Origin of the sequence: Hymenobacter sp. 15J16-1T3B (assembly GCF_020711235.1) — a bacterium.
Lineage (GTDB): Bacteria > Bacteroidota > Bacteroidia > Cytophagales > Hymenobacteraceae > Solirubrum.
Genome location: NZ_JAJFAV010000005.1, coordinates 153,843 through 170,008 on the forward strand (window position 1 = coordinate 153,843; position 16,166 = coordinate 170,008).

A 16,166-nucleotide genomic window follows, 5' to 3' on the forward strand; every position below is an offset into this window, starting at 1 on the left:
CACCGGCCGCGGGCTCGAAAACCCACTGCCGATGCCGCCGATGCAAGCGGCCGAACACTGCCTCGCGTTAGTCGATGATGACTTGGCGCGTAGCGTTCAGTTTCTCGCCGCTGATGCGCAGCGTGTACACCCCCCGAGCCAGACCCGCGGTTTGGATGCTCACCGGAGCGGCGTTGCCGCGCAGCGTTACCTGCTGCTGGCTGACCAGCTGCCCCAGGCTGTTGTACAGCGCCAGGTGCGCGGCCGCCGCCGACCCGTTGCCCTCAAACGACACCAGGAAGGGCTGGCCCGTCGCGGTGGGGTTCGGGTGCAGGCTGATGGCGAAGCCAGCCGTCTGCTCGCGGGCAGCCGTGTTGACGGTCACCGTCACCGCTTGGCTTACCACGTTGTTGGTTTCACTGCCCTCGGTAATCTGGCCCTGCGAGTCGGCTACGTAGAGCACGTAGTAGTTGCCGGCAGCGGTAGCGGCCGGGATGGTGCAGGTAGCCACGCGCGTCAGGCCGCTGCCCGCCGGCATCGACGCGATGCTGATGCTGTTCAGCAGCACGTCGTTGCTGCTGAACTGGTTGTCGGTGGAGAGGTAGAAGCCCAGCGTGTGCGCGCCGGCGCTTACCAAGCCGGTGTTTTCGTGGAAGCAGGTAGCCGTCACGTTGTTGCCGGCCATAACGGTGGTCGGCGTCAGCGTGGGCGAGCTGACCACCAGATCAGCCGCAGCACCGGTGACGGTAATGGCCACCGCCGTAGCTATGTTGTTGCTTTCGCTGCTCTCGGCCACCACGTTGTTGATGTCGGCGGCGCAAATCAGGTAGTAGTTGCCGGCCGTCGTGGTGGTCGGAATCGTCACCACGTTGGTGCGCGTTACGCTGGTGCTGGCGTTGAGCGAAGCGCCCGTTACGTTGCCGAGCAAACGGTCGGCGGCGTCCAGGGTGTTGTCGGCCGAGAGGTAGTAAGCCACCGGCGTCGACGAAGCGGCGCCGACGCCCACGTTGTTCACGCTCAGGCTTACAGAGGTCGAGTTACCGGCCATGACGGTCGTGGGCGTAGCCACTACCTGGGTTAGGGTCAGGTCGGGCAGTGCCGTCGTCACGCAGGATACGGTGGCGTCGAAGCCCGCGTACGTGCCGCTGCCGTCGGAGTGGAAGCGCACCGTCAGCGCGCCGCTGGTGTTGGTGCTCGAAGCCGTCACGACGCCGGGGCTGTAGACGTACGTGCCGAGCAGCGGAGCGCTGGTGCTCGTCCCGTCGTAGATCGAAACGTAGTCGCAGCAGGTTTCCAGCACGAACGTGTTAAACGTCAGGCGCACTTTGCTGCCGGTCGTGCCGGGGTTGATGGTCAGCGTACCTTCCGAGTTGTCGGCGTAGTTGCCGTTGCCGCCGTTGTCGTAGATGGTGGTGCTGCAGCTGGTGATGCTGGCCGAGCCCGAAGCCGGTACCAGCGTTCCGTTGACGGGCGCCACGTTGGTGACGTAGATCGAGTAGTACGAAACGTTGTTGGTCTCGTCGCTTTCCGTCACTTGGCCCTGGTTATCCGCCACGAACAACAGGTAGTAGTAGCCGGTGGTGGTGGCGGCCGGGATGGTCACCGTAGCCGTGCGGTAGCTGGAGCTGCCCGAGGCCAGGGCACCGCCGGTGCTCGAAGCCAGCAGCACGTCGCTGGTGCTGAAGCTCATGTCGGTGGAGAGGTACACGCCGGCGTTGCTCGAGGCGGCGCTGGCCAGGCCCTGGTTGTACACGTAAGCCGATACCGTCGTGCTGGCACCCGAGTTCAGGTAGTACGACGACGGGTAGAAGCTGCTCACCGTCAGGTCGGGGCTGGGCGGGGTTACCGTCAGCGCCACGGCAGCCACGTTGTTGGTTTCGTTGGTTTCCGATACCTGCGCCGCGTAGTCCGCCACGAACAGGATGTAGTAGTTGCCGGCGGCCGTGCCGCTCGGAATGTATACCGAGCCCGTACGCGAGGAGCTGAAGCCGCCCGAAAGCGTGCTGCCGTACGTGTAGTTCAGGTAGGTATCCGAAGTGCTCAGCGTGTTGTCCGTCGAGAGGTAGTAGCCCACGTAGGAGGAAGCCGCCGTCGTCGTGCCCGCGTTGTAAATGCTGCAGCTCGTGTACACCGTGCCGCCAGCCGTCGTCGACGTGGGCGACAGGGTGGCTTGCTGGATTTGCAGGTCCACGCTGGGCGCCGTAATCGTAAGGGCCGCCGAAGCCACGTTGTTGGTCTCGTTGGTTTCACCCACCTGCGCCGAGTAGTCGGCCACGAACAGGATGTAGTAGCTACCGCTCGCCGTCGAAGCCGGAATCGACAACGTCATGGCGCGCGTCGAGCTGAAGCCGCCCGAGAGAGTGCTGCCGTACGCGTAGTTCAGGTACGTGTCCGAAGCGTCGAGCGTGGTATTGGTCGAGAGGTAGTAGCCCACGTAGGAGTAGGAAGCCGCCGTGGTGCCCGCGTTGTAGATGCTGCAGCTGGCGTACACGCTGCCGCCCGCCGAAGTGGTATTGGGCGACAGGGTGGCTTGCTGAATTTGCAGGTCCACGTTGGGCTGCGTCACCGACAGCGCCACCGAGGCGACGTTGTTGGTTTCGTTGGTTTCCGTCACCTGCCCCTGGTCGTCGGCCACAAACAGCACGTAGTAGCTACCGGTGGTGGTGGTCGAGGGAATCGTCAGCGTCGGGTACAGCGAGTAGTACTGGCCGGCCGTCAGGCTGCTCATCGAGGTGCTCGACAGCAGCACGTCCGAAGCATCAAACGTGGTGTTGGTCGAGAGGTAGTAGCCCACGCGGCTGGCGGTGGCGTTCATGTTGCCCAGGTTGTAGAGGTAAGCCGAAGCGTAAATGCTCGACCCCGCCAGCGTGGAGCTGCTGCCCAGCTGGGCCTGCTGAATTGCCAGGTCGACGCCGGGCGGCGACACCGTAATGGCTACCGAGGCGACGTTGTTGGTTTCGTTGGTTTCCGTCACCAAGTCCTGGTAGTCGGCCACAAACAGCACGTAGTAGCTGCCCGTCGGCGTCGTCGCCGGAATGTTGGTGTAGCCGTAGCGGCTGGCCCCAAACGAGGAGGGCGACAAGGAACCGCCGTAGGTCGAAGTCAGCAGCACGTCCGTCGCGTCGAGCGTGGTGTTGCTGGAGAGGTAGTACCCCACGCTGCTCGACGCTGCCGTGGCGTTGCCGGTGTTGCTAATGTAGCACGACAACGAAAGCGTACCGCCCTGCGCCACCGCCGTCGGCGTCGCACTCGGCGTCTGAATAATCAGGTCGTAGCTCGGGGCGCTGACCGTAAACGACACGCTGGCAATGTTGTTATTCTCGTTGCTTTCACTGACGAGGTTGTCGTAGTCGCCCACAAACAGCAGGTAGTACGAGCCGGGCGTTACCGTCGTCGGAATCTGCACCGAGCTGCTACGCGTTGAAGAGCCACCCACCGCCAGCGAGTAGCCCGACGAGTACCCCAGCAATTGGTCTGAAGTGCTCAGCGTGTTGTCCGTCGAGAGGTAGTAGCCCACGTTGCTGCTCGTGGCGGTGGTGCCCGAGAGGTTGTAAATGCTGCAGCTCAGCGAGAGGTAGCTGCCCGCCACCGCCGACAGCGGGTAAGCCGAAGCGCCCTGCACGGCGAGGTCGGGCTGCGGCACGCTGGTTACGCAGGCAATGCTGGCCGAAAAGCCGGCGTAGCTGTAGTAGTTGCTGCCGGTCAGGCGCAGCGTGATGGCGCCGCTGCTCGACGTGCCGTACACCGTGCCGATGCTGGTGCTGCCGTAGTAGGTGCCGATGACCGGTGCCGACGTGCTGGTGCCATCGTAGATGGTCAGGTAGTCGTAGTAGTCAATGGACACCGACGTGAAGTTCAGCTGCACCTTGTTGCCGGTGGTGGCCGGCATAATGGTCAGCGTACCGGTGTTGCCCACGTACGGCCCGCTGGCGCCCCCGTTGTCGTAGAGGGTGCCCGCGCAGGTGGTGATGGTATTGCTGCCGGTCACCGGCATTGTGTACGTCTGAGCGGCGGCCTGTTGCAGGCCCAACCAGCTCATTACCAGCAAGAAAAGTAGCTGGATTTTCCTACCGTACCCCGAAAAGTAAGGTTTCTTCATATCCAAGAACTATTGGTTTATTAGAATGAACTCCGAAAGTTAGTGCTAAAAAGACACTCGTAGTTTTACTGCGCCCACAAATATTACAATAAAAAGCACCGCGAAAGGCGGTGCTTACAGACTAGCTTATTTTCTGGTAAGTCTTTGCTGCTCGGGCGCAAACCAGCTGACAGTCAGCCGCCGCGCGGCGCGCTACTTTTGCTCTTCCGGCATCAGCAGGAACACATCCTCGCCCGGCCGCTTCATCACGTATTTCTCGCGGGCAAACTTTTCCAACATTTCCGGGCTGCTCAGCAGCTCGGCCCGGTCCTGCTTTACTTCCTCGATTTTACCCGTGTAATACTGCTTTTGTTCCTGCAGTTCGCGGTACTTGCTGTACATCTCGTACTGCTTCAACAAGTCGTTGGAGTCGAACAACAACATCCAGACTAGGAAAGCCAGCCCGGTCAGCAAGTAAAAATTGCGCAGGAAGCTGGGAATGCGGTTAAACCACGACGACCAATTCATAAGCTAAAGATAAAGCAAACGCGGCAGCATTAGGGTTGGAGCGCTTGAATTACGGCCTACCGGCGCAATCGATGGCTATGGGCCGTTGGGGCAGCCATCATTGCCGCAGTAAACAGATACCCTACCCGCTGCCTCCGTCGACACGCGTTGGCTCCACTTGCGCCACCAGATGCCGTAGCGGGGCAGGCTTGCCCCCTACGGCGCGCTGCCCCGCTCGTCAGCACGGTCCGCGCTTTTTGGGTTGAGGCCCAATCGTGTCATCCCAGAGTTATTGCTGCGCGCGACTCCGCTTTAAAAGCAAGGGAGCCTGATTTCCGTTGAAACCAGGCTCCCTTGGTTGCTGACCTAGCGGCCAATCAAATTACATGTTGCGGCCGGGGAAGTAAGCCACTTCGCCCAGTTCTTCCTCGATGCGGAGCAACTGGTTGTACTTGGCCATGCGGTCCGAGCGCGACATCGAGCCGGTTTTGATCTGGCCGGTGTTCAGCGCCACGGCCAGGTCGGCGATGGTGCTGTCCTCCGTTTCGCCCGAGCGGTGCGACATGATGCTCTTGTACTTGAAGCGGCGGCCCAGGTTTACGGCATCGATGGTTTCCGACAGCGAACCGATCTGGTTCACCTTGATCAAAATGGCGTTTGCCACGCCCTTGTCGATGCCTTCCTGTAGGCGCTTCACGTTGGTCACGAACAGGTCATCGCCCACCAGCTGCACCTTGTCGCCCACGGCGTCGGTCAGCTGCTTCCAGCCGCTCCAGTCGTCCTCGTCCAGGCCGTCCTCGATGCTGATGATGGGGTATTTGCGAGTCCACTCAGCCCAGTAGTTCGCCATTTCCGAGGAGGTCAGCTTGTCGCCGGTGCTCTTCTTGAAGTGGTAGTGACCATCCGAGTAGAATTCGGAGGCCGCTGCGTCCAGCGCAATCATCACGTCGTCACCCGGCTTGTAGCCCGCGGCCTCGATAGCCTGCAGCACTACCTCGATAGCGGCTTCGTTCGATTCGATGTTCGGGGCAAAACCGCCTTCGTCGCCCACGTTGGTGCTCAGGCCCTTCTTCTTCAACACCGATTTCAGGTGGTGGAAGATTTCTGAGCCCCAGCGCATGGCTTCCGTGAACGACTTGGCGCCCACCGGCATGATCATGAACTCCTGGAAGTCAATCGAGTTGTCGGCGTGCGAGCCGCCGTTCAGGATGTTCATCATCGGCACCGGCAGCGTGTTGGCGCCGACGCCACCCACGTAGCGGTACAGCGGCATGCCGGCTTCCTGCGCCGCCGCGCGGGCCGCCGCCAGCGAAACGCCCAGGATGGCATTGGCGCCCAGGTTAGCCTTATTCGGCGTTCCGTCCAGCTCCAGCATGATGCGGTCCAGCAACGCCTGCTCGAACACGGAGAAACCAACCAGCTCCTCGGCAATCTTGCTGTTCACGTTGTCGACGGCCGTCAGCACGCCCTTGCCCATGTACTTGGACTTGTCGTCGTCGCGCAGCTCCACGGCTTCGTGCTTGCCCGTTGAAGCACCCGAAGGCACCGCGGCGCGGCCTACCACCCCGCTGTCGGTGGTCACATCTACTTCCACGGTCGGGTTACCGCGCGAGTCAAAAATTTGCCGGGCGTTGATGGCGGCGATGATGCTCATAATCGGAGAATGAAAAGTGAGTTGTGGGCCTGACCAGCCCATGGGGAATCAGTCAGCTGAGCCCGTCCCACACGGGCCCGACGGCAAAGAAACACAAGTGCCGGGGATTGACCTAAGCGGCTTCCTAAATCAACCGTTTGCGCAACCGCAGAACGTTATACTGAGCGTAGCTACCCATCTCTATTGCCTCGTCAGCATGTCGCACCAGGCCGTCATGCTTCGACTACGCTTGGCATGACGGCTAGAGTTTGATAACAACCTCTTCCTTATTCGGAGAGGGCTGAAGTGTGAGGCGCACTGCAGACGCAAAAAAGGGACGGCCCCGTGAGGAACCGTCCCTTTCAACTCTAAGCGCGGTCAGCGCGGCGAGTTACGAAGCCGACTCTTCGGTCTTGCCTTCGCGGGTCTCGCCTTCTTTCAGCGTCTCAGTAGCCGTATCAGCCGGAGCCGACGTTTCTACCTGCGTGGTCGAAGCAGCGGGGGCAGCCGTGGTGGCAGCACCTTCCTTCTTAGCACCACCGCGGCGCGAACGACGGGTCGTAGCCTTGGCTTCGCCGGCCGACTTAGCTTCCAGCAGCGTGGTGTTGTAGTCCACCAGTTCGATTACGCACATGTCAGCGTTGTCACCAGCACGGCCGGCGCTCAGCTTGATGATGCGGGTGTAACCGCCCGGACGGCCGGCAATTTTGCCAGCTACTTCGCCGTACAGCTCCTTGATGGCTTCTTTGTTCTGCAGCTCAGCAAATACGATGCGGCGCGAGTGCGTCGTGTCGTCTTTCGAGCGGGTCAGAATCGGCTCTACGTACTTACGCAGTTCCTTAGCCTTAGCCGTCGTCGTCGTGATGCGCTTGTGCAGGATCAGCGAGATGGCCAAGTTCGACAGCATGGCGCTGCGGTGGGCGGTGGTCCGGCCCAGGTGGTTGTCTTTTTTACCGTGACGCATTGGTCAAGAAAAGTTAGTGGTGTGCTTGCGGACGACGACCACGGCGGGCCGAAACCTCATTAGAACCGTCGCCCCGGAGGGCACACCGAGAAGTGTGAAAAAGGAAAAAAGAATGAACGAGCCGAAGGTTTCAGCCCATTCATTCTTCAAAGATACTAGTCTTCTTCGAGACGGAACTTCGCCACGTCCATGCCGAAGTGCAAGCCTTTTTCCTCGACGAGGTTTTCCAGCTCGGTCAGCGACTTCTTACCGAAGTTGCGGAACTTCATCATGTCGGCCAGGTCCAGCTGCACCAGGTCGCCGAGGGTCTTAATGTCGGCGGCCTTGAGGCAGTTGTAAGCGCGTACCGACAGGTCCATGTCCTGCAGCGGGGTCTTGAGGACCTTGCGCATGTGCAGCGTCTCTTCGTCCACGCTGGTCTCCTCTTCGGCTTTGGCCGTTTCGAAGGTCATCGTGTTATCCGAGAACAACATGAAGTGTTGGATCAGGATGTTGGCGGCGCCTTTCAGCGCGTCCTCGGGGTGAATCGAGCCGTCCGTGTGGATTTCCAGCAACAACCGCTCGTAGTCGGTCTTCTGCTCCACACGGGTGTTTTCGATGCTGTACTTCACGTTCTTAATGGGCGTGAAGATGGCGTCGATGGCAATCTGACCGAATACTTGGTCAGCCGGCTTGTTTTCTTCGGCGGGCACGTAGCCACGGCCCTTCTGAACCGTGAATTCGAACTCCAGCGAGGTGCTCGGGTCGATGTTGCAAATCACCAGGTCCGGGTTCAGCACCTGGAAGCCGTTGGTGAACTTGTTGATGTCGCCGGCCGTGAAGGACTCCTGGCCGCTGATGCGAACCGTGATTTTGTCTTCAATGACGTCGTTGATCTTCTTGAACCGAACTTGCTTCAGGTTCAGGATGATTTCTGACATGTCCTCGATAACGCCTTCGATGGTCTGGAACTCGTGCAGCACGTTGCTCGTGCGGACCGAGGTAATCGCGTACCCCTCGAGCGACGAGAGCAGGATGCGCCGCAGCGCGTTGCCGATCGTCACGCCGTAACCCTTCTCCAGCGGTTTAAACTCAAACGTTCCGTAGAAGTCGTCGGATTTCTCCATCACGACCTTCTCCGGCATTTGAAAAGCGAGAATTGACATAGATGCGGATGTAAGGGATGTTGAAGGAAGGAGGCAAGCCAATGCAGGAGCCGGCCGCTGCCAATGGAGGACTCCAGGCAGCGGCCGGCTCTGCAGCTCAGGCTTACTTCGAATACAGTTCGACGATCAGCTGCTCCTCGATTTTCTCGGGGATCTGGTCGCGCTGGGGCGTCGAGATAACCTTACCGGTCAGCTCTTTCGCGTCCCACTCGAGCCAGCCGAACTGACGGGCGTTGCGCACCGACAGGCTGTTCGTGATTACTTCCAGCGACTTCGACTTTTCACGCACGGCTACAATGGTGCCGGGCTTCACGTGGTACGACGGGATGTTAACCACCTCGCCGTTCACGGTGATATGCTGGTGCGACACAAGCTGGCGGGCAGCGCGACGCGTCGGGGCGATGCCCAGACGGTATACTACGTTGTCCAGACGCGTCTCCAGGAAAGCCAGCAGGTTTTCGCCGGTGATACCGGGTACGCGAGCGGCTTTGTCGAAGAGGTTAGCGAACTGCTTTTCCAGTACCCCATAGAGGTACTTCACTTTTTGCTTCTCCATCAGCTGCACGGCGTATTCCGACTGCTTCTTGCGGCGGCCACGGCCGTGCTGGCCCGGAGGATATGCTTTCTTGGTGAGTGCCTTGCTCGGGCCGAAAATGGCTTCCCCGAAGCGACGGGCAATCTTGGTTTTGGGGCCGGTATAACGTGCCATTCTAGAGAGGTGATTTTTCTGGGAAGAAAAGAAAACTGCCTGGCCACATTAGCTCCCTCACGGGGCGGTAGCGGCCACGCGTCTGCCGTTACTCAGACGCGGCGACGTTTGGGGGGGCGGCAGCCGTTGTGCGGCAGCGGCGTCACGTCGCGGATGGTCTGCACCTCAATACCCATGTTCTGGAACGCACGGATAGCCGACTCGCGGCCAGCGCCCGGACCTTTCACGAACACTTCGCACTTGCGCATGCCCAAGTCGTAGGCTACTTTGCCGCAGTCTTGAGCAGCAGTTTGGGCGGCGTAGGGCGTGTTCTTTTTGGAACCACGGAAGCCCATTTTGCCGGCCGAAGCCCACGAAATCACCTGGCCATTGTTGTTGGTGACCGAGATGATGATGTTGTTGAACGAAGCCTTGATGTGCACCTGACCGGTGGCTTCCACCTGGACGACGCGCTTCTTGGCTTTGTCTTTTCTCTTTTGTGCCATTTGGTTTTCGCAGAAAACGAGCGAGAGGTGTTGGCGGCAGTTGGAAAGTCATGAAGGCCCGCCGCCGATTCCCGCTATGAATTATTTCGTAGCCTTCTTTTTGCCGGCAACGGTTTTCCGTTTGCCTTTGCGGGTACGCGAGTTGTTCTTGGTGCGCTGACCCCGAACCGGCAGCCCCTTGCGGTGACGGAGGCCACGGTAGCAACCGATGTCCATCAGACGCTTGATGTTGAGCTGAACCTCCGAGCGCAGTACACCCTCAGTCTTGTACTCCGAAGCAATGATGCTACGGATTTCACCCGACTCGGCTTCCGTCCACTCGCTAACCTTCTTGTTCAGGTCAACGCCTGCTTTGGTCAGGATAGCGGCGGCCGACGAACGACCGATGCCGAAGATGTAGGTGAGGGCGATTTCGCCGCGCTTTTTGTCCGGGATGTCTACCCCTGCAATACGTGCCATGTTCTTCCTATTGCTTGTTGATTAGCCCTGACGCTGCTTGTAGCGGGGGTTCTTCTTGTTGATCACGTAAAGCTTCCCTTTACGGCGGATCACTTTGCAGTCGACGCTGCGTTTTTTGACCGAGGCTTTGACTTTCATGGCCGGGGGTTATTTGTAACGGTAAACGATTCGGCCCTTCGACAAATCGTAGGGCGACATTTCGAGCTTCACCTTATCGCCGGGCAGAATCTTGATGTAGTGCATGCGCATCTTTCCGGAGATGTGCGCAATCAGCTGGTGCCCGTTTTCCAGTTCCACCCGGAACATGGCATTAGACAAGGCTTCCAGGATGGTTCCGTCCTGCTCAATCGATGACTGTTTGGCCATAAGGCTGCGAGGTCTGCTGTAACGCTTTTTCTATGTGGGCGAAAGAGGTTAGTATCTCCGCTTTATTCTGACGAACCACTACGGTGTGCTCGAAATGCGCCGAGGGCTGTCGGTCTTTGGTCCGGATGGTCCAGCCGTCCTGTTCCTGCACCACTGCTTTCGTACCCAGGTTCACCATCGGTTCGATGGCCATAACCAAGCCGCTTTGCAGTTTCAGGCCTGAGCCACGCTTGCCGTAGTTTGGTACCTCGGGCTTTTCGTGCAGACTCTTACCGATGCCGTGCCCAACAAGTTCCCGAACCACCGAATACCCACGTTTTTCCACGTAGCTCTGGATGGCGTAGCCGACGTCACCCATGCGGTTGCCAGCTACGGCCTGCTCGATGCCTTCGTACAAGGACTGCTTGGTGGCTTCGAGCAAGGCCAACACTTCCGGTTTCACCTCCCCTACCGGGTAGGTATAGGCGCTGTCGCTATGGTAGCCGTTGAGCTTCACGCCCGCGTCTACCGAAACGATGTCGCCGCTTTTCAATACATGATTACCGGGAAACCCGTGCACTACCACCGCATTGGGCGAAATGCACAGGCTGTATTTGAACCCGTTGTAGCCCTTGAAAGAAGGAACGCCGCCGTGGTCCCGAATGAATTCCTCGGCGCGCTTGTCCAGCTCAGCCGTGGTAATTCCTTCTCGGATCATGCCGGCTACTTCCCCATGGGCACGAGCCAGCACATCAGCACTGGCTCGGATCAATTCGATTTCTTCTTCGGTCTTGTACAGGATCATGGCTTAGGAGGCCAGCGCAATGTTTTGCGTCCGACCTTTCAGCTTGCCCGTTTTCATCATACCGTCGTAGTGGCGCATGAGCAGATAGCTTTCAATCTGGTTCATGGTATCGAGTACCACACCCACCATGATGATGAGCGACGTGCCGCCGTAGAAGGCCGAAAACGGACGAGTGACCCCAAACAACAACGCAATGGCCGGAAAGATTGCAATCAAGGCCAAAGCAATTGCGCCGGGCAGGGTGATGTGGGTCAGCACTTCATCGATGTACTCCGACGTAGCGTCACCCGGTTTCACGCCCGGTACAAAACCACCGCTGCGCTTCAGGTCATCAGCAATCTGCTTCGGGTTCACGCTGATGGCGGTGTAGAAGTACGTGAACAGGATGATCAGTACCGCAAACACCAGGTTGTATTGCCACGAGGTGTAGTCCGAAAACTTCTGGCCGATGAAGTTAGCCGTGTCGCTATCCTTCCAAGCCGAGGCGGCAATGGCCGGTACGAACATCAGCGACTGGGCGAAAATGATCGGCATAACGCCGGCCGCATTCACCTTCAGCGGAATGAACTGACGCTGCGCGTTCAGCTGGCTTACGCCGCCGACTTGCTTGGCGTACTGCACCGGAATCTGGCGTACAGCCTGCGTCAGGATGATTACGCCCATTACCACGAAGAACAGCACAGCCAGCTCGATCAGGAAGATGAGCGAACCGCGCATCCCTTTCGCCGCGGCTTCCCCGATGATAGCGCCGGGAAAGCGCGAAACGATACCGATCATAATGATCATGGAGATACCGTTGCCGATGCCCTTGTCAGTGATTTTCTCGCCCAGCCACATGCAGAAAAGCGTGCCGGCCGTGAGGATAACCATCGTCGAGACGGTGAAGAACACCCCTGGCGAAACCAGGGCGTCTTGGTTAATCGTGGCAATAAAGCCGACCGACTGCGCCATCACGATGGGGATGGTTAGCAAACGGGTGTACTGGTTGATCTTCTTACGACCCGACTCCCCTTCTTTCTGCAGCTTCTGGAAATACGGCACTGCGATGGTCAGCAGCTGCAGCACGATAGAGGCCGAGATGTAGGGCATGATGCCCAACGCGAAGATGGAAGCGTGGCTAAACGCGCCGCCGAGCAAGGTGTCGAGGATGCCGAAAATCCCGCCCGACTTGGTGTCGAGACGGGACGGATCGACGCCCGGCAGCACAACGTAAGAACCCAGCCGGTAAATGGCGATGAAAAAAAGCGTATTGAGAATCCGCGTACGCAGATCCTCAATCGCAAAAATGTTCTTAATCGTCGTGATAAACTTGTTCATCGCCGGCGTGCTTGAACTTACAGGGTCACTGCTTTGCCACCAGCCTTCTCAATGGCTTCGATAGCCGATTGCGAGAAAGCGTGGGCGTGTACTTCCACTGCGGCGGTCAGTTCGCCACGGCCGAGCACTTTGATCTTGGCGTTTTTCGACACCAGACCGTGCTGAATGAAGTAGGCCACATCCATCGTACCCGTTGCCGATTTCTCGTTCAGGGCTTGCAGTACGTCCAGGTTGATACCCTTGTACTCCACACGATTGATGTTTTTGAAGCCGAACTTCGGCACCCGGCGCTGCAGGGGCATCTGGCCACCTTCAAAGCCGATTTTCTTGGAGTAACCCGAACGCGACTTCTGGCCTTTGTGGCCACGCGTCGACGTACCGCCGCGGGTCGAGCCTTCACCACGACCCAGACGCTTGTTGTTGCGTACCGAGCCTTCAGCGGGCTTAAGATTGCTGAGATTCATGATGAGCTGAGGTCTACAGTTCGGTTACTTCTACCAGGTGGCCAACTTTGGCTACCATGCCGGCAATGGCCGCGGTGTTTTCCACTTCGCGGACAGCGCCGATTTTGTTGAGGCCCAGGGCCTGCATCGTGCGCTTCTGACGCTCGGGGCGGTCAATAACGCTACGCACTTGCTTGATTTGGATCCGTGCCATCGTCGCTTAGCCGTTAAATACTTTGGCGAGGGAGATGCCGCGCTGCTGTGCAATCTGCATCGGGTCGCGCATCTTGTTCAGGGCGTCGAAGGTAGCCTTCACCACGTTGTGGGGGTTCGAGGAGCCTTTCGACTTGGCCAGTACGTCCTTGATGCCGGCGCTTTCGAACACGGCACGCATGGCACCACCAGCAATTACGCCGGTACCGGCAGCAGCCGGCTGCACCAGCACGAAGCCACCCGAGTATTTGCCTTCCATCACGTGGGGAACGGTGTGCTTGTACAGCGGCACCTTCACCAGGTTCTTCTTGGCATCGTCAATGGCTTTGGCAATGGCGTCGGTTACTTCGTTGGCTTTGCCCAAGCCGTAGCCTACGGTACCAGCGCCGTCACCTACTACTACGATGGCCGAGAAGCTGAAGCGACGACCACCTTTTACCACCTTCGCTACGCGGTTGATGGCAACTACTTTTTCCTTCAGGTCCGACTCCGTGGTCTTCGCCGTGGGTTTATTTTGCTCGCGCATAGCTGCTTAGAAATTCAGGCCGCCTTCGCGGGCACCTTCTGCCAATGATTTAACACGACCGTGGTACAGGTAGCCCGAGCGGTCGAATACAACCGTCGTGATACCAGCGGCGGTAGCACGCGTAGCCAGCTCTTTGCCTACGGCGGCAGCGGTAGCTACCGGCGAGTCGCCAACGGTTACGTTCTTCGACGAAGCGGCTACCAGCGTACGGCCAGCGGTGTCGTCGATGATCTGGGCGTAGATGCCCTTGTTGCTGCGGAACACCGACAGGCGGGGGCGCTCAGCGGTACCCGACACTTTCGTGCGGATGTGGCGCTTGATCCGGAGTCTTCTCTCAGTTTTATTAAAAGCCATGATGCTCGGTTATTTCGAGGCAGTCTTACCAGCCTTACGACGAATCTGCTCACCAACGAAGCGCACACCTTTGCCTTTGTAGGGCTCAACCTTGCGCAGCGAACGAATCTTAGCGGCCACTTGGCCGATGAGTTCCTTGTCGATGCTGGTCAGGGTGATGATCGGGTTCTTGCCTTTTTCGGTAACGGCCGTAGCGGTTACTTCTTTCGGCAGCGCCAGGAAGATGTTGTGCGAGTAGCCCAGGGCCAGCTCCAGCGTCGAGCCGGTAGCGGTAGCCTTGAAACCTACGCCCACCAGTTCCAGCTGGTGCGTGTAGCCGGTGCTTACGCCGGTTACCATGTTGTTGAGCAGCGAACGGTAGAGGCCGTGCATGGCCTTGTGGCGCTTTTGCTCGGTAGGACGTTCTACGACTACGGTGTTGTCTTCGGAGCGTACCGTGATGTCGCGGTCGACAGCGGTTTTCAGTTCCCCTTTGGGGCCCTTAACCGTGATGGTGTTGTCGTTATCAACCGATACCTGCACGCCCGAGGGCAGGCTGATCGGGAGTTTACCAATGCGGGACATATTGTCGGGAGTTTACTGCTGCGTTGAGCTTAGTACACGTAGCACAGCACCTCGCCGCCTACGTTCTGGGTGCGAGCTTCCTTCTCCGTCATCACCCCTTTCGAGGTCGACAGGATGGCAATGCCCAGACCGCTCAGCACGCGCGGCAGGTTTTCAACGTGGGCGTACGTACGCAAGCCCGGGGTGCTGATCCGCTGCAGCTTCTGGATGGCGGGCTTCTTGGTCACGGGGTGGTACTTCAGCGCGATTTTGATCGTGCCTTGTACTGCCGAGTCATCAAAACGGTAGCTCTGAATGTACCCTTTTTCGTAGAGCACTTTCGTGATTTCCTTTTTGATTTTGTTAGCCGGAATTTCTACTACCCGGTGGTTGGCCTTGATGGCGTTGCGCACCCGGGTCAGGTAGTCGGCAATCGGATCTGTGTTCATTTGGATGATTTGAAGGGCACCCCGTGGTTAAGGGAACCGCAAAGGTAGGAAAATTTCGCAGCCATAGTTTTCCTATGACGGCGAAATCCTCGGTTAAGACTACTTGACATCCACAGCGTTTCCGCCGCAGCCAATGGTTTCTTGTGGCAACCTGCCAAATGGTGTGTGGGGCGTCCCCCACTGCCCTAGAGCATTTATGGGGTGCAAAGATACGTAAATGCTTAACACAAAAGCAATAGGCAACTTCGCTTAGTTACCATAATGTTCCGCGGCTAACTCTAGCGTAGCGGAATAGCTTGTCTATCCAAATCCCATAAATCAGCTTCCGAATGTTCCTCTAGATAATGCTCGAAGTAGCTCCAGCCTTCTTCGCGAATTACTTCGGCTTCTGATTTAACGACAGGCAGCAGCCAAACGAAAATGGTACTGGGTGTGCTGCCTCCAAACTCATGTAGCTCATCGGGCCAGAAAACTGGAACGGACGCGTATACTCCCGTCACCTCTACCCCATCTATCAGTGGCTTACCTTCTACAACTTCTCCTCGCAACAACCCTGTGCCACTATCAGCAACGCTTTCTGCAAACGTCATGAGAAACGAAGTCACATCATCAGGCGGATAAGTGTTGTAAGTGCTGAAGATTAACTCTTGCCTAAGCTGCTTTCCGTCACCTATATCAAGCACGAACTTATCCAATCCCAGCGTGCAGTAAGTGGACAGGTCCTCAGCTGGAGTTTGCTCGAACAACACCACTTGAATCCCATACTTTTTATTATGCTCTGCCCAGCCACGTGTCATTGGCCCGAGGTAAGCTTCCATGTGTTCGTATAGCTTCATAAGGCCACTTGAGTAACCTAAGACTACAAAAGAAAACTGCTCAGCCAAAACTCCCGAGAGAGTTTCAGCTGAGCAGTTTTGCTTAGCGTTGCTGGGCGGTAGCGGACTACCAGCTAGCTTTCGTTACGCCGGGGATTTTACCGGCCGAAGCCATTTCCCGGAACGTTACGCGGCTGATGCCAAACTTGCGCATGTAGCCACGCGGACGGCCGGTCAGTTTGCAGCGGTTGTGCAGACGTACGGGCGAAGCGTTGCGGGGCAGCTTGTCCAGACCTTCGAAGTCGCCAGCCTCTTTCAGAGCCTTGCGCTTCTCAGCGTAACGGGCAACCATCGCCACACGCTTCCGCTCTCTTGCTTTGATTGATTCCTTAGCCAT

20 protein-coding genes are annotated in these 16,166 nt (G+C 58.2%); all 20 read right to left on the reverse strand.

Features of this window, described 5'->3' with window-relative positions; genetic code table 11:
• Positions 1 to 67: 67 nt before the first annotated feature.
• The 20 genes from LJ737_RS10710 to rpsN all read right to left on the reverse strand — a co-directional run bounded on the left by LJ737_RS10710 (position 68) and on the right by rpsN (position 16,166).
• Positions 68 to 4,078 carry a CARDB domain-containing protein gene (locus tag LJ737_RS10710; protein WP_227765524.1) on the reverse strand — a complete coding sequence of 1,337 codons (4,011 nt, stop codon included), beginning with the start codon at positions 4,076 to 4,078 and terminating at the stop codon, positions 68 to 70.
• A gap of 192 nt (positions 4,079 to 4,270) precedes the next feature.
• On the reverse strand, positions 4,271 to 4,585 hold the full coding sequence (locus LJ737_RS10715; protein WP_227765526.1) for an FtsB family cell division protein: 315 nt from the start codon (positions 4,583 to 4,585) through the stop codon (positions 4,271 to 4,273).
• Between the two features lie 361 nt (positions 4,586 to 4,946).
• On the reverse strand, positions 4,947 to 6,218 hold the full coding sequence (eno, locus tag LJ737_RS10720; RefSeq protein ID WP_227765528.1) for a phosphopyruvate hydratase: 1,272 nt from the start codon (positions 6,216 to 6,218) through the stop codon (positions 4,947 to 4,949).
• Positions 6,219 to 6,588: 370 nt separating this feature from the next.
• Complete coding sequence (rplQ, locus tag LJ737_RS10725) at positions 6,589 to 7,161, reverse strand: 50S ribosomal protein L17 (protein ID WP_227765531.1); 573 nt, start codon at positions 7,159 to 7,161, stop codon at positions 6,589 to 6,591.
• 155 nt (positions 7,162 to 7,316) lie between these two features.
• Complete coding sequence (locus LJ737_RS10730) at positions 7,317 to 8,306, reverse strand: DNA-directed RNA polymerase subunit alpha (RefSeq protein ID WP_111478212.1); 990 nt, start codon at positions 8,304 to 8,306, stop codon at positions 7,317 to 7,319.
• Positions 8,307 to 8,409: 103 nt separating this feature from the next.
• A complete protein-coding gene (gene rpsD, locus LJ737_RS10735) occupies positions 8,410 to 9,015 on the reverse strand; it encodes a 30S ribosomal protein S4 (protein WP_078013175.1) in 606 nt (201 codons plus the stop codon).
• Between the two features lie 92 nt (positions 9,016 to 9,107).
• Entirely contained in the window at positions 9,108 to 9,500 is a 393-nt protein-coding gene (gene rpsK / locus LJ737_RS10740; RefSeq protein ID WP_078013176.1) for a 30S ribosomal protein S11, read from the reverse strand.
• 81 nt (positions 9,501 to 9,581) lie between these two features.
• Positions 9,582 to 9,959 (reverse strand): 30S ribosomal protein S13, encoded by a 378-nt coding sequence (gene rpsM, locus LJ737_RS10745; protein ID WP_059072190.1) that lies wholly within the window; start codon positions 9,957 to 9,959, stop codon positions 9,582 to 9,584.
• Between the two features lie 21 nt (positions 9,960 to 9,980).
• Entirely contained in the window at positions 9,981 to 10,097 is a 117-nt protein-coding gene (gene rpmJ / locus LJ737_RS10750) for a 50S ribosomal protein L36 (protein WP_071890035.1), read from the reverse strand.
• A gap of 9 nt (positions 10,098 to 10,106) precedes the next feature.
• Complete coding sequence (infA, locus tag LJ737_RS10755; RefSeq protein WP_078013177.1) at positions 10,107 to 10,325, reverse strand: translation initiation factor IF-1; 219 nt, start codon at positions 10,323 to 10,325, stop codon at positions 10,107 to 10,109.
• Positions 10,303 to 11,109 (reverse strand): type I methionyl aminopeptidase, encoded by an 807-nt coding sequence (gene map, locus LJ737_RS10760; RefSeq protein WP_227765533.1) that lies wholly within the window; start codon positions 11,107 to 11,109, stop codon positions 10,303 to 10,305. Before map ends, infA begins: the two co-directional genes overlap by 23 nt.
• A 3-nt stretch (positions 11,110 to 11,112) precedes the next feature.
• Positions 11,113 to 12,426: a preprotein translocase subunit SecY gene (gene secY, locus LJ737_RS10765; RefSeq protein ID WP_227765535.1), complete on the reverse strand. Its 1,314-nt coding sequence runs from the start codon at positions 12,424 to 12,426 to the stop codon at positions 11,113 to 11,115.
• A 17-nt stretch (positions 12,427 to 12,443) separates the two neighbouring features.
• Positions 12,444 to 12,890, reverse strand: a complete 447-nt coding sequence (gene rplO, locus LJ737_RS10770) for a 50S ribosomal protein L15 (RefSeq protein WP_111478208.1) — start codon at positions 12,888 to 12,890, stop codon at positions 12,444 to 12,446.
• Between the two features lie 13 nt (positions 12,891 to 12,903).
• Positions 12,904 to 13,083, reverse strand: a complete 180-nt coding sequence (rpmD, locus tag LJ737_RS10775; RefSeq protein WP_126691129.1) for a 50S ribosomal protein L30 — start codon at positions 13,081 to 13,083, stop codon at positions 12,904 to 12,906.
• Between the two features lie 6 nt (positions 13,084 to 13,089).
• Positions 13,090 to 13,608, reverse strand: coding sequence for a 30S ribosomal protein S5 (gene rpsE, locus LJ737_RS10780; protein WP_078013182.1), 519 nt, complete (start codon positions 13,606 to 13,608; stop codon positions 13,090 to 13,092).
• Between the two features lie 6 nt (positions 13,609 to 13,614).
• Positions 13,615 to 13,962: a 50S ribosomal protein L18 gene (gene rplR, locus LJ737_RS10785; protein WP_227765537.1), complete on the reverse strand. Its 348-nt coding sequence runs from the start codon at positions 13,960 to 13,962 to the stop codon at positions 13,615 to 13,617.
• A gap of 9 nt (positions 13,963 to 13,971) precedes the next feature.
• Entirely contained in the window at positions 13,972 to 14,526 is a 555-nt protein-coding gene (gene rplF, locus LJ737_RS10790) for a 50S ribosomal protein L6 (protein ID WP_078013184.1), read from the reverse strand.
• Positions 14,527 to 14,555: 29 nt separating this feature from the next.
• Complete coding sequence (gene rpsH / locus LJ737_RS10795) at positions 14,556 to 14,954, reverse strand: 30S ribosomal protein S8 (protein WP_059072181.1); 399 nt, start codon at positions 14,952 to 14,954, stop codon at positions 14,556 to 14,558.
• Between the two features lie 278 nt (positions 14,955 to 15,232).
• Positions 15,233 to 15,772 carry a suppressor of fused domain protein gene (locus LJ737_RS10800; RefSeq protein ID WP_227765540.1) on the reverse strand — a complete coding sequence of 180 codons (540 nt, stop codon included), beginning with the start codon at positions 15,770 to 15,772 and terminating at the stop codon, positions 15,233 to 15,235.
• A gap of 124 nt (positions 15,773 to 15,896) precedes the next feature.
• On the reverse strand, positions 15,897 to 16,166 hold the full coding sequence (gene rpsN, locus LJ737_RS10805; RefSeq protein WP_078013185.1) for a 30S ribosomal protein S14: 270 nt from the start codon (positions 16,164 to 16,166) through the stop codon (positions 15,897 to 15,899).